Annotated in this window: 14 protein-coding genes; 8 read left to right on the top strand and 6 right to left on the bottom strand. The window is 66.9% G+C overall.

Annotation, left to right across the window (positions count from 1 at the left end; genetic code table 11):
* The first annotated feature begins 81 nt into the window (after positions 1 to 81).
* Positions 82 to 699: a thioredoxin family protein gene (locus AC07X5_RS16995; RefSeq protein ID WP_494771113.1), complete on the top strand. Its 618-nt coding sequence runs from the start codon at positions 82 to 84 to the stop codon at positions 697 to 699.
* 400 nt (positions 700 to 1,099) lie between these two features.
* Here the strand turns inward: AC07X5_RS16995 and AC07X5_RS16990 are convergent, their stop codons facing one another.
* On the bottom strand, positions 1,100 to 1,453 hold the full coding sequence (locus AC07X5_RS16990; RefSeq protein WP_494771112.1) for a hypothetical protein: 354 nt from the start codon (positions 1,451 to 1,453) through the stop codon (positions 1,100 to 1,102).
* Positions 1,454 to 1,662: 209 nt separating this feature from the next.
* Between AC07X5_RS16990 and AC07X5_RS16985 the strand changes: the two genes are divergently transcribed.
* Positions 1,663 to 2,139, top strand: coding sequence for a CoA-binding protein (locus AC07X5_RS16985; protein ID WP_494771111.1), 477 nt, complete (start codon positions 1,663 to 1,665; stop codon positions 2,137 to 2,139).
* A gap of 31 nt (positions 2,140 to 2,170) precedes the next feature.
* Complete coding sequence (locus AC07X5_RS16980) at positions 2,171 to 3,469, top strand: O-acetylhomoserine aminocarboxypropyltransferase/cysteine synthase family protein (RefSeq protein ID WP_494771110.1); 1,299 nt, start codon at positions 2,171 to 2,173, stop codon at positions 3,467 to 3,469.
* Here AC07X5_RS16980 and AC07X5_RS16975 read toward each other — a convergent pair.
* Entirely contained in the window at positions 3,466 to 4,278 is an 813-nt protein-coding gene (locus tag AC07X5_RS16975; RefSeq protein ID WP_494771109.1) for an IclR family transcriptional regulator, read from the bottom strand. The two genes, AC07X5_RS16980 and AC07X5_RS16975, sit on opposite strands and share 4 nt — an antisense overlap.
* A 154-nt stretch (positions 4,279 to 4,432) precedes the next feature.
* On the opposite strand from AC07X5_RS16975, the gene AC07X5_RS16970 reads away from it, so the two are divergent.
* From AC07X5_RS16970 to AC07X5_RS16955, 4 genes are all read left to right on the top strand, one after another.
* On the top strand, positions 4,433 to 5,389 hold the full coding sequence (locus AC07X5_RS16970; protein WP_494771108.1) for an MBL fold metallo-hydrolase: 957 nt from the start codon (positions 4,433 to 4,435) through the stop codon (positions 5,387 to 5,389).
* A 22-nt stretch (positions 5,390 to 5,411) separates the two neighbouring features.
* The gene (locus AC07X5_RS16965) at positions 5,412 to 7,100 is read left to right on the top strand and encodes an FAD-dependent oxidoreductase (RefSeq protein ID WP_494771107.1); all 1,689 of its coding nucleotides are present in this window, start codon (positions 5,412 to 5,414) and stop codon (positions 7,098 to 7,100) included.
* Positions 7,101 to 7,116: 16 nt separating this feature from the next.
* On the top strand, positions 7,117 to 7,368 hold the full coding sequence (locus AC07X5_RS16960; RefSeq protein WP_494771106.1) for a DUF2783 domain-containing protein: 252 nt from the start codon (positions 7,117 to 7,119) through the stop codon (positions 7,366 to 7,368).
* Between the two features lie 113 nt (positions 7,369 to 7,481).
* On the top strand, positions 7,482 to 8,450 hold the full coding sequence (locus AC07X5_RS16955; RefSeq protein ID WP_494771105.1) for a Bug family tripartite tricarboxylate transporter substrate binding protein: 969 nt from the start codon (positions 7,482 to 7,484) through the stop codon (positions 8,448 to 8,450).
* Between the two features lie 9 nt (positions 8,451 to 8,459).
* Here AC07X5_RS16955 and AC07X5_RS16950 read toward each other — a convergent pair whose 3' ends face one another.
* The 3 genes from AC07X5_RS16950 to AC07X5_RS16940 are packed head-to-tail and all read right to left on the bottom strand — an operon-like array spanning position 8,460 to position 10,197.
* Entirely contained in the window at positions 8,460 to 9,017 is a 558-nt protein-coding gene (locus AC07X5_RS16950; protein WP_494771104.1) for a DUF2062 domain-containing protein, read from the bottom strand.
* Positions 9,018 to 9,030: 13 nt separating this feature from the next.
* Complete coding sequence (locus AC07X5_RS16945; protein WP_409957287.1) at positions 9,031 to 9,195, bottom strand: hypothetical protein; 165 nt, start codon at positions 9,193 to 9,195, stop codon at positions 9,031 to 9,033.
* A 15-nt stretch (positions 9,196 to 9,210) separates the two neighbouring features.
* The gene (locus AC07X5_RS16940; RefSeq protein WP_409957289.1) at positions 9,211 to 10,197 is read right to left on the bottom strand and encodes a TerC family protein; all 987 of its coding nucleotides are present in this window, start codon (positions 10,195 to 10,197) and stop codon (positions 9,211 to 9,213) included.
* A gap of 259 nt (positions 10,198 to 10,456) precedes the next feature.
* Between AC07X5_RS16940 and AC07X5_RS16935 the strand changes: the two genes are divergently transcribed.
* A complete protein-coding gene (locus AC07X5_RS16935) occupies positions 10,457 to 11,362 on the top strand; it encodes a LysR family transcriptional regulator (RefSeq protein ID WP_494771103.1) in 906 nt (301 codons plus the stop codon).
* Positions 11,363 to 11,367: 5 nt separating this feature from the next.
* Here AC07X5_RS16935 and AC07X5_RS16930 read toward each other — a convergent pair whose 3' ends face one another.
* Positions 11,368 to 12,531, bottom strand: a complete 1,164-nt coding sequence (locus AC07X5_RS16930) for an ABC transporter substrate-binding protein (RefSeq protein WP_409957293.1) — start codon at positions 12,529 to 12,531, stop codon at positions 11,368 to 11,370.
* Positions 12,532 to 12,594 lie beyond the last annotated feature (63 nt).

Genomic DNA, 12,594 nt, shown 5'->3' with positions numbered 1-12,594 from the left:
GGCAGGGGTTCCGTCTGGAAATCCGAGGCCGCATCACCCATACTGCCCCACCACCGTCCCTCACCTGGAGATCTTTCATCCATGTTGCTGCTTCGACGTACCCTCTTCGCCCTGCCCCTGCTGCTGGCCGCGGCCGGCGCCCAGGCCGCTGCCACCGTGGGCCAGCCGGCCCCCGAGATCACCCTCAAGGACACCACGGGCAAGACCGTGCGCCTGTCGGACTTCAAGGGCAAGCACGTGGTGCTCGAATGGACCAACCCCGGCTGCCCTTTCGTGCGCAAGCACTACGACAGCGGCAACATGCCCGCCACGCAGAAGGACGCCGCGGGCAAGGACGTGGTGTGGCTCGCCGTCAACTCCACCGAAAAGGCCAGCGGCGACTACCTGGAGCCCGCCAAGCTCTCCGGCTGGCTCAAGGAGCGCCAGTCGGTACCCACCGCCATCCTCATGGACGAGGAAGGCACGGCCGGCCGCGCCTATGGCGCGCGCACCACGCCGCACATGTACATCGTGAACCCGCAGGGCCAGCTGATCTACGCGGGCGGCATCGACAGCATCGCCTCGGCCAAGGTCGACGACATCCCGCGCGCCACCAACTATGTGAAGACCGGGCTGGCAGAGGCGCTGGCCGGCAAACCGCTCACTGCATCCACCACGCGCCCCTACGGCTGCAGCATCAAGTACAAAGACCCGGCATAGAAGCGCCCCTTTGACCGCACTAACCTTGGCGTTGCCGTCGGAGGCGACTGCAGCCTCTTTCGCGTGGCCAAGTCGGTGCCGCACACGCGGGCCAGGCTCTCTTGGCTTTCCGCAAAATTCTTGGTGGCAGGCTCCACCTCCCTGGGCGCCTTTTCTCCGCCCTTGTCGATCCGCACCAAGCCTTGACGACCCTCCTGACGCAACCCCTTCGGATGTCGCCGAGGCTCTTGATCGAACGCTCCGCCGTGGCGACATCGGCCTCAACGCAAGCCACAGCGGGGGTCAGGGCAATTTGTGATGCTGAGTCTTCGTTGATGGTGCCCCAGAAATTCGAAGGGCCCGCCGAAGTAAGCCCATAACAAGAAGCCGCCCGAAGGAAGCTGAGGTGTTGAACTGACGGCTACTTCACATCAGCAATTTTGTTGCGGCAGTAACTTGCGTATAGCCTACCGAAATTTTGGTCGTCATCGCCGTCCTGCGTCACGCCGCCGATTGCATCGGCAAAGAACTTGCGGTAGCCGACATGCCCGCCAAAACCATTGCGCGGGTTAATTTCACCGCACAGAACCAGCTTTTTCTCCACAGTGTCCATGTGCACAGTCAATTTGCGAAACCTGGCACCCTCAGGGTCGTACATTCCCTCAGTGATCACGGCTTTGGACTTGGCTACAAAGGACGCATATCGCCCGGTCTGGGCAGCCGCCGGAAGCACGACCAAGGCAGACGCAATGAACAGACCGAAACAACGAAACATCGCACATCCTCTATGGAAGACCCCATGGTAGCCGCTCCTTGCTTCGGCAAGCGAAGGGGCAAAATATGTCAGGGGATGAAACGCTACCGTTTCCATCTACTACTTGGCAAGCATCTGTCAGATTGCTGCCACGGAGGACTAGTCGTCAAGCCGCGCTGGAACGCAGCCACGTCATAGACCACTCGATTGCCGTCTCCTACACTGGTGGCATGAGCACCATCAGCGAACTGCGCCACATCCTCGGAACCTGCCGCACCATCGCGGTCGTGGGCCTGTCGCCGCAATGGCACAGGCCCAGTTTCTTTGCGGCCAAGTACATGCAGGCCCATGGCTACCGCATCGTGCCGGTCAACCCCATGGCGAGCGAGATCCTGGGCGAGCGCTGCTACCCCAGCATCACCGCCGCAGCGGCCGACCACCGCATCGACATGGTGGATTGCTTTCGCAAGAGCGAGGACATCCCGCCCCTGGCCGAGGAGGCCATCGCCATCGGCGCCCAATGCCTGTGGCTGCAGCTCGGTGTGGTTCATGAGGAGGCGGCGGCGCGGGCCCGTGCGGCAGGCCTGGCGGTGGTGATGGACCGCTGCGTGAAGATCGAGCATGCGCGCCTGTTCGGCGGGCTCAACTGGGCCGGTGTGAACACGCGCGTGATCTCGGCCAAGCGCCCGCAGCAACTGCCCTACTGAACAACAGGAACACCAGCGAGACATCCACCCCATGGAAAAGGACAGAGACTACGGCTTCGGCACGCGCGCCATCCATGCGGGCGCCATCCCCGACCCGGTGACCGGCGCGCGCGCCACGCCCATCCACCAGACGACGAGCTTCGTCTTCGACAGCGCCGAGCACGCCAGCAGCCTGTTCAACCTGCAGACCTTCGGCAACGTCTACAGCCGCATCAGCAACCCCACGGTGGCTGTGTTCGAGGAGCGCATCGCCAGCCTGGAGAACGGCCGCGCGGCCCTGGCCTGCGCCAGCGGCATGGCTGCGCAGATGGCGGCGCTGCTGGCCATCCTCAAGACCGGCGACCACATCGTGGCGGCCAGCACACTCTATGGCGGCACGGTGGGGCAGCTCGGCGTGGGATTTGCGCGCCTTGGCATCGAGACCACCTTCGTGGACCCGGCCGACCCGGAGAACTTCGCGCGCGCCATTCGCCCCAACACCCGCGCCGTGTACGGCGAGACCATCGGCAACCCGCTGGTCAACGTGCTCGACATCGCGGCCGTGGCCGAGGTAGCGCACGCGCACGCCGTGCCGCTGGTGATCGACAACACGGTGGCCAGCCCCTACCTGTGCAACCCGCTGGCCTTTGGCGCCGACATCGTGGTGCACAGCGCCACCAAGTACATCGGCGGCCACGGCACGACCATGGGCGGCGTGGTGGTCGAGGGCGGCAAATTCCCCTGGGACAACGGCCAATTCCCCGAGATGGTCGAACCCAGCCGCGCCTACCACGGCGTGAAGTTCTACGAGATCTTCGGCGACTTCGGCTACACGATGAAGGCGCGCATGGAGATCAACCGCACCTTCGGCGGCGTGCTCTCGCCCATGAACGCCTGGCAGCTGCTGCAGGGCGCCGAGACCCTGCACCTGCGCATGCGCGAGCACTGCCGCAACACGCTGGCCGTGGCCAAGTTTCTGCAAAGCCACCCCAGGGTGGCCTGGGTGAACTACCCGGGCCTGGCCGATTCGCCGTACCACGCGCTGGCGCAAAAACAATTCCGCGCGGTGGACGGCGCACCGGGCGCCTCGGGCATCCTGACCTTCGGCATCCAGGGCGGCGCTGCGGCGGGCGAGAAGTTCATCGACGCCTGCGAGTTCCTGAGCCACCTGGCCAACATCGGCGATGCCAAGACCCTGGTGATCCACCCGGCCTCGACCACGCACCGCCAGCTCAACGACGAGGAACTGGCCCGCGCCGGTGTGAGCGCCGACATGGTGCGCCTGTCGGTGGGCATCGAGGACCTGGACGACATCCTCTGGGATATCGACCAGGCGCTCTCGAAAACCTAGCGCTCGCCGGCCTGTGCGGCGCCCAGCCGCTGCGACAGGCTGCGCGCCGTGTCGCGCAGGTGGCCAGCCGCCGCACTGTCCGGTCCGGTGCGCAGCGTGGCACTGGGGCCGATCACGGCCAGGCACAGCACCAGTAGGCCGAAGCCGTCGAAGACCGGCGTGGCCAGGGCGCTGATGCCGGGCAGCAGCTGGTCGGTGACCTCGGCCACCTGGTGGGTGCGCACGGCCTCCAGCTCCGCGGCGAAGGCGGGATCGTCGAGCGCCCCCGCATGGCCGTCGGCCACGAGGGCCGCCGCGATGCGCTCGCGCGGCCCGAAGGCCGCAAACACCTTGCCCGTGGCTGTGTGCCGCACCGAGGCGGTGGTGCCATGGCGCATGGCCACGTAGACGGTGGTCGGCCCCTCCTCCACGCGGATGATGGTGGGCCCGTTGTCCCCCCAAACCGAGGCCGACACGGTGTAGCCGATGCGCTGTGCCAAGCCCGGCAGCTCGGCAATCGCCAGTCGCACCGGGTCCACCTGCTGCAGGCTGATCAAACCGAGTTGCATGGCCAGCGGCCCCAGGCCATAGTGGCCGCTCACGGTGTCCTGCTCGATCAGGCCCAGCTTGCCGAAGCTCACGAGGTAGGGATGGGCCTTGGCGGGCGTCATGTCGGCGGCACGCGCCAGGTCCTTGAGCGCCATGCGCCGGCCGGTGCGGGCCAGCACCTTGAGCAGCTGCCCGCCCACCTCCACGCTCTGGATGCCGCGCGGCGTGCGCGGGCTTTCTTCATCGTCAGCAGGGGAAATGTCACGGGAGAGGTCGTCCATGGCGCCATTGTCCACCGAGCCAGCAGCCATCATGGCCGCCCTGGGGTTTCCACTTAACCAAATGAATTAGACATTGACGAATTTATTGCCTATGATCAAAGCATTCCGTTTAGATGAATTCATTTCACTAAACCAAATCAACCGGTAACCGCCCATGACCACCAAGACCTTCGCCTCCGCCGCCGACCTGGAAGTCAAGAAGGTGAGCTTCGACAAGCTCTCCGACCATGCCTACGCCTACACGGCCGAGGGCGATCCCAACACCGGCATCATCATTGGCGACGACGCCGTGATGGTCATCGACACCCAGGCCACCCCGGTCATGGCGCAGGACGTGATCCGCCGCATCCGCGAGGTGACGGACAAGCCGATCAAGTACGTGCTGCTCTCGCACTACCACGCGGTGCGCGTGCTGGGCGCCAGCGCCTACGGGGCCGAGCACATCATCTCCAGCGAGGACACGCGCGACCTGATCGTCGAGCGCGGCCAGTTCGACAAGGACAGCGAGATCGGCCGCTTTCCACGCCTGTTCCAGAATGTGGAGAGCGTGCCCGAGGGCCTGACCTGGCCGACCATGACCTTCAACAGGAAGATGACGCTGTGGCTGGGCAAGCTCGAAGTGCAGATCCTGCAGCTGGGCCGCGGCCACACCAAGGGCGACACCGTGGCCTGGCTGCCACAGGAGAAGATCCTGTTCAGCGGCGACCTGGTGGAATTCGATGCCACGCCGTATGCGGGCGATGCCTACTTCAAGGATTGGCCGCAGACCCTGGACAACCTGGCGGCCTTGAAGCCCGAGAAGCTGGTGCCCGGACGCGGCGCGGCGCTGCAGACGCCCGAACAGGTGCAGGCCGGCCTGGCCGGCACGCGCGCCTTCATCAGCGACCTGTACGAGAGCGTGAAGGAAAGCGCCGCCAAGGGCGAGGACCTGCGCAAGGTCTACGAGGCAACCTTCGCCAAATTGCAGCCCAAGTACGGCAACTGGGTGATCTTCAACCACTGCATGCCGTTCGACGTGACGCGTGCGTACGACGAGGCCACGCAGTACCCGGACCCGCGCATCTGGACGGCCGAGCGCGATGTGCAGATGTGGAAAGCCCTGGAAGGCTGAGACCGGAGCGGAGGAGACAAGAATGACAGCCGCCACGACGACAGCACCACCCGCCTTCGACGGTACCGGCGCCCAGGTGCAGGCCATCGAGTTTGCCTACCAGCGCTCTCCTGACCAGGATGCGGCCCACCCTGTGCAGCACCCCGTCGTGGTGGTGGGCGCGGGCCCCGTGGGCCTGTCGCTGGCCATCGACCTGGCCCAGCGCGGCCAGCGCGTGGTGGTGCTGGACAACGACTGCAAGCTGTCCACCGGCTCGCGCGCCATCTGCTTTGCCAAGCGCACCCTGGAGATCTGGGACCGCCTGGGCGTGGGCCAGCGCATGGTGGACAAAGGCGTGTCATGGAACGTGGGCAAGGTGTTCTTCCACGACGCCCCGCTGTACGAGTTCAACCTGCTGCCCGAAGAGGGCCACGAGCGCCCGGCCTTCATCAACCTGCAGCAGTACTACGCCGAGGCCTACCTGGTGGAGCGGGCGCTGCAGTTGCCGAACATCGAGCTGCGCTGGCGCAACAAGGTGGCGGGCATTGCGCCCCGTGACGATGGCGCATTGCTGACCATCGAGACCCCTGAGGGCGAGTACCGGATCGACGCGCAGTGGGTCGCCGCCTGCGACGGCTCGCGCTCGCCCCTGCGCCAGATGATGGGGCTGGAGAGCAAGGGCCGCATCTTCCAGGACCGCTTTCTGATCGCCGACGTGAAGATGGCGGGCAGCACGGACTTTCCGACCGAGCGCTGGTTCTGGTTCGACCCGCCCTTCCACCCCAACCAGAGCGTGCTGCTGCACCGCCAGCCCGACAACGTCTGGCGCATCGACTTCCAGCTGGGCTGGAACGCCGACCCCGAGGAAGAGAAGAAGCCCGAGAACATCCTGCCGCGCGTGCGCGCGCTGCTGGGGCCGGATGCGCAGTTCGAGCTCGAATGGGCCAGCGTCTACACCTTTGCCTGCCTGCGCATGGACCGCTTCGTGCACGGCCGCGTGGTCTTCGCCGGCGACAGCGCGCATGGCGTCTCGCCCTTCGGCGCGCGCGGCGCCAACAGCGGCGTGCAGGACGCCGAGAACCTGGCCTGGAAGCTCGACTGGGTGCTGCGCGGCCGCGCCGGGCAGGAGCTGCTGGCCACCTATGGCCCCGAGCGCGAATACGCGGCCGACGAGAACATCGCCAACTCAACCCGCGCCACCGACTTCATCACGCCCAAGAGCGAGATCAGCCGCCTGTTCCGCGATGCGGCGCTGCAGCTGGCGCGCGAGCACCCGTTCGCGCGCCGCATCGTCAACAGCGGGCGCCTGTCGGTACCGGCCACGCTGCATGGCTCGGCGCTCAACACACCCGACGCCGATGCCTTTGCCGGCACCCAGGTGCCCGGCGCCGTGCTGCTCGATGCACCGGTGCAGCACCGTGGCCAGAGCGCCTGGCTGCTGCGCACGCTGGGGCCGGACTTCACGCTGCTCGTATTCGGCAAGGCACCGGCCTGGGCCAGCGCCCTGCCCCAGGTCACCCTGCTGCAGGTGGGCACCGATGTGCAGGACACGGAGGGCCTGCTGGCCCGGCGCCTGGATGCCCAGCCCGGCACGGCCTACCTGGTGCGGCCCGACCAGCATGTGTGCGCGCGCTGGCGCAGCCTGGATGAAGCCGCCGTGCGCGCTGCGCTGGCGAAAGCAACCGCCGGCCGCCAGCCCGTAGTCGCCACCGCCAACCTCGCAACCGCTTGACGAAGGAGCCCTGAGCATGCTCGACACCCAGCCCCACCTGCAGGCCTGCGACGATTTCTACGAGGCCTTGATCGCCAGCCACAACGGCCTGACCCCGCCCGAGAGCCATGCGATGAACGCCCGCCTCATCCTGCTGCTGGCCAACCACATCGGCGACCAGGCCACGCTGCTGCAGGCACTGCAGTTTGCACGCGGCAGCCAGGCCCCCGCCGGCAACGCGGGCCCCGCGCCCGTGACGCCGGTCGCCCCGGTGCACGCCGCGGCCTGACACCCCAGCACCATTCTTGAACCATCCGCCGTGCAAGTCCCGCAAAGACGGGACCTGCGGCGCCGCTGTGCCTCTTTGCAACCTCGACACCCTCAAAACCGGAGACAAATCCCATGCTGCGCAAACACTTCCTCGCCACCCTTGCGGGCCTGGCCCTCACGCCCTTTGCCCTGAACGCCCACGCCCAGGACGCCAAACCGCTCGAATGGGTGGTCGGCTATGCGGCGGGTGGCGGCTCGGACATCGTGGCGCGCACCATCGCCGAATCCATGGGCGCGAGCCTGGGCCGCCCGGTCATCATCAACAACAAGCCCGGCGCGGGCACCAACATCGCGGCCGACTATGCAGCGCGCCACAAGGACTTCGGCAACCTGGTCTTCTCGGCCGACTTCGCCACGCTGGCGGCCAACCCCTTTCTGTTCAGCAAACTGAGCTACAACGCCGAGAAGGACTTCCAGCCCGTGGGCCTGCTGGTGCGCTTTCCGATGTTCCTGGTGGTCTCCAACAACGTGCCCGCCAAAAACCTCAAGGAGTTCACGGCCTGGGCCAAGGGCCAGGCGAATGGCGTGAACTGGGCATCGGCCGGCCCGGGCAGCCCGCACCACCTGGTGGGCGAGCTGTTCCGCGAGCAGAGCGGCCTCAAGCTCACCCATGTGCCCTACCGTGGCGCGGCGCCGGCCATCCAGGACGTGATCGGCGGCCAAGTGCCGGCGATGTGGATCGACAGCGCCACGGTCTACCCCTTCCTGGCCACGAACAAGGTGCGCGCCATCGGCGTGGCCAGCCCGCAGCGCGTGGCGACCATGCCCGATGTGCCCACCCTTCAGGAGCAGGGCTTGCAGGGATTCGAGGGCTATGCCTGGCAGGGGCTGGTCGCCCCCACGGGCACCTCGACCGAGACCGTGACCCAGTTCAGCAAGGCACTGCAGACGGCCCTGGCCGACACGCGCACCCGCGCGCGTCTGCAAGCCCTGGGCGTGGAGCCCTTGCCCGGCACCCCGGCGCAGATGGGCAGCTATGCGAAGGCCGAGCGCGAAAAATGGGGCCGCGTGATCACCAAAGTGGGCGTCAAGCTCGACTGATCCACCTGCTTACGGCGTGCGCTGGGCCCGCGCACGCTGCAGGCGACGTCCACGCTGCAGCACGGGGGCCAGCCACAGGGCCTGCACCGCCGCATAGCCCAGCGCCGCGAGCACCAGGCCGAGCACGGGCAGCCCGACCAACAGCGGCGTACCCAGCGCCTGCATCCACTCGGCCAGGGCCTGCACGCTGAAGGCGCCGGACGGGCCATCGGCATTGAAGGGCGGCAGCGATTGCTCGCCCGGCAGCACCGCCGAGCCCACCTGGAAGGCCAGCACGTAGAGCGGCACGGTGGTCAGGGGGTTGGTGTAGAAGGTGGTGACCGCACCGGCCACCACATTGCCGCGCAGCCAGGCGCAGGCGCCGACCGCCCCCACCAGTTGCAGCGGGCCGGGAATCAGCCCGCAGAACAGGCCCGCCGCCACGCCGCGTGCCAGCGGTTCGCGCTGGAAGCGGAACAGCGCATGCCGCTCCATCCAGGGCACGGCGCCGGCCAGCGCCGTGCGGCCCAGCAGGTCGCGCACGCTGGGCTCCAGGTGGCGCAGCTTGCGGCGCAGGGTGTTCAGCATCTGCACCCGCCGCTTACCAGGTGAAGGCAGCTGCGGTGGCCACGCCCCACAGCGTGGCCAGGGCCGTGAGCAGGCCCACGTCGCGCCGCTCGTTGCCCAGGCACCAGGCCAGCAGGGCCGTGCCGCCCAGGGCCACGAGCATGGTGAGCATCACCGACTCGATCAATCCCAGTTCCATGGAAATGTCCTTTCATCAGGGCTTGGGGGGCAGGGGCGTGGCTTCCTGCCCATGTGCCTTGCCCGCCGAGCTGCGCAGGGACAGGATGATGGAGCCTGCGATCAGGCCCGCAGTGACCAGAAGGGCATAGCCGATCGGGATCTTGACCAGGTCGATGAGCAGCATCTTGCTGCCGATGAACACCAGCACCAGGGCCAGGCCATAGGCCAGCAGGTGGAAGCGGTCGGCCAGGTCGGCCAGCAGGAAGTACAGCGCACGCAGGCCCAGGATGGCGAAGATATTGGCCGTGAGCACGATGAACGGGTCGCTGGTGATCGCGAAGATGGCCGGGATGCTGTCCACCGCGAAGATGATGTCGGTGGTGCCGATCAGGATGAGCACCACGAACAGCGGCGTGTAGTGCTTGACGCCGTTGATGGTGGTGGTCAGCTTCTCGCCGTCGAACACGTCGGCGATGCGGATGCGCTTGCGCAAAAAGCGCAGCACCGGGTTGGTCGCGATGTCGGGCTCCTGGCCGGCAGCGAACCACATCTTGGCACCGGTGAACACCAGGAAGGCGCCGAACACGTAGAGCAGCCAGTGGAACGAGGCCAGCAGCCAGGCGCCTGCCAGGATCAGCAGGGTGCGCAGCACGATGGCACCGATGATGCCGATGATGAGCGCGCGCTTCTGGTGCTGGGCCGGTACCGCGAAGTAGCTGAACAGCATCAGGAACACGAAGATGTTGTCGATGGACAGGCTTTTCTCCACCAGGTAGCCGGTGATGAACTGCATCGACACGGTGTTGGCCACCTCGCGGCCCTGGCTGCCGTCCAGGTACCACCACAGGCCGGCCACGAACACAAAGGCCAGGCTGAACCACAGGGCGCTCCACTTCAGGGCCTCTTTGGTCGTGACCTTGTGCGCGCCCTGGCGCTCCATGACCAAGAGGTCGATGCCGATGGCAACGACCACGAAGACGGCAAAGCCCGCCCACATCCACCAGGTTCCAATGGTTTCCATGATGTTGTTCTCCTTCTTCGCGCAGCGGCGTCAGCGCCGCGAACGCGGCAGGGGTGGCAGGCCCGGGATCGGGGTGGCGGGGGCAATGCGGACAGCGGTGGGGTGCATGAGGGGACTCCTGAGAAATTCAAGGCAAGCCCGCACTGTAGGGATGTCCTTTCATCTTTAAAACCTGCCTTTTCGATACCATTCATCTGGTTTTTACGAACCAAACACCTTTTTACGGATACCCCTTCTCACCGTTGGGACAACCCAGACCATGAGCCAGAGCTTCAACTACCGCCACCTCTACTACTTCTGGGTGGTCGCCAAGGAGGGCGGCATCGCGCGCGCCGCCGAGCGGCTGGACATGGCCGTGCAGACCATCAGCGCGCAGGTGCGCCTGCTCGAGCAGGCACTGGGCACCAGCCTGCTGCGCACCGAGGGGCGCAGCCTGGTGCTCACCGAGGCCGGCGTGGCGGCATTGCACGAGGCCGACCAGATCTTTGCCCTGGGTGAGCAACTGACCCACCGCGTGCGCGAGGCCGCCAGCGGCAAGACGCTGCGGCTGAACCTGGGCATCTCGGACGGCATCGCCAAGCTGGCCATGCACCGGCTGCTCACGCCCGTGCTCGACGAGCCGCACCTGCGCCTGCTGTGCCATGAAGGGGAGTTCCAGCCGCTGCTGGGCGAGCTCGCGCTGCACAAGCTCGATGCGGTGCTGGCCGACCGCGCCGCGCCACCCAACCCGGCCCTCAAGACCACCAGCCAGCTGCTGGGCACGAGTGCCGTGGCCTGGTACGCCCCGCCCGTGTGGGCCGAGGCCGCGGCGCAGCAGTTTCCACAGAGCCTGGCCGTGGTGCCCGTGCTGCTGCCCACCGAGCATGCGGCCATGCGCGCGCGCATCGACCACTGGCTGGAGCGCGAGCGCATCCGCCCGCGCATCGCGGGCGAGTTCGAGGACAGTGCCCTGCTCAGCACCTTTGCCGCCACGGGCATGGGCGTGATGCCGGCGCCGGAGTCGGTGGGCGGGCACCTTGCGCGCACGCACGGCCTGGTGCACGTGGGCACCACACCCGACGTGCAGGAGCAGTTCCACCTGATCTACAACGCGCGCAAGGTCATGCACCCGCTGCTCACGCGGCTGCTGGAATCCTCCGAGGGCGGCGCGCTGCTGAACTCCTGAGAAGCCTACTTCGTGAAACGGCCGTCGCGGCCCATCATCAGCAGGTCGACAAACTTGCCCGAGCTGTGCTGGCCAGGCCCCAGCTCCACCGGGTAGCCGCCCAGGTTGACGCTCTTCATCGACTCCATGGCCTGCACCAGGCCGGCGCGCGTGGGCTTGGCGCCCGCGCGCTGCAGCGCCTCGACCAGGAAGCGGGCGGAGATGAAACCCTCCATCTGGCTGAAGGTGTACTCGGTGATGCCCTTGGCCTTGGCCAGGGTCTGGAACTCGCGCGAGATCGGCATGCTCTGGTTCCAGGGCGAAGGGACCACCTGCGAGACCACCACGCCGCGTGCGCGCTCGCCCAGCGCCTTGACGAGCTGGGCATTGCTGATCACCGAGAGCATGTAGAAGGTGGAGCGGTGGCCCGCGTTGAGGTATGCATCGACGAAATCCACGCTGGGCTTGCCGGCGCTGATCACGATGATGGCCTGCGGCGACTCCTTGGCAACGGCGGCGACCGCATCGGCCATCTTCGAGCCATCGACCTCCAGCGGGGCCTTGGCCACCAGGTTCACCTTGTGGACCTGCACGGACTTCTCGACCGAGGCCAGGCCGCCCGTGCCGAAGGGGTTGTTCAAGTAGACCGCGGCGATGCGCGAGATGCCTACCGAGGCCAGTTGCTTGACCGTGGCGTCAAGCTCTGCCGCGTAGCCGGCCTTGATGTTGAACACGTAGCGGCTGCCGGGCTGGCGCAGGCCGTCCGAGCCGGTGAAGGGCGCGATGAAGGGCACGCCTCGCTCCTCGGCGATGGGCAGCGCGGCCAGCGCGGGCGGGGTGCCGGCGTACTGGAACAGCGCGAGCACCTTGTCCTCGTCGATCAGCTTCTTCGTGTTCTCGGCGGCCTTCTTGGGGTCGTAGGCATCGTCGATGGCGACCACGCGGATCTTGCGCCCGCGCACACCGCCCGCGGCGTTGACGTGGTCGAAGTACAGGGCCGCGCCCTGGCGCACCTCGGTGGTGAGCGCAGCCAGTGGGCCGCTCAGTTGGCAGGACTGGCCGATCACGATCTCGCTGTCGGTCACGCCTGCGCTGTCCTGCGCGAAGGCCGGGCCGCCGGCCAGGCCCAGGGCCGCGCCCCAGCGCAGGAAATCCCTGCGCAAAAAACGGGGTGGAACGCCTGCATCCATGTCTTGTCTCCTGTCGTCTTTATGCTTTTTCACAACGCAAAAACCCTTCCGGTGCCTGCGACG

The organism is Acidovorax sp. GW458-11-26-14-TSB4, assembly GCF_059423865.1.
Note: the sequence above shows the minus strand (reverse complement) of the source record. Positions and strands in the feature narration are given on the sequence as shown.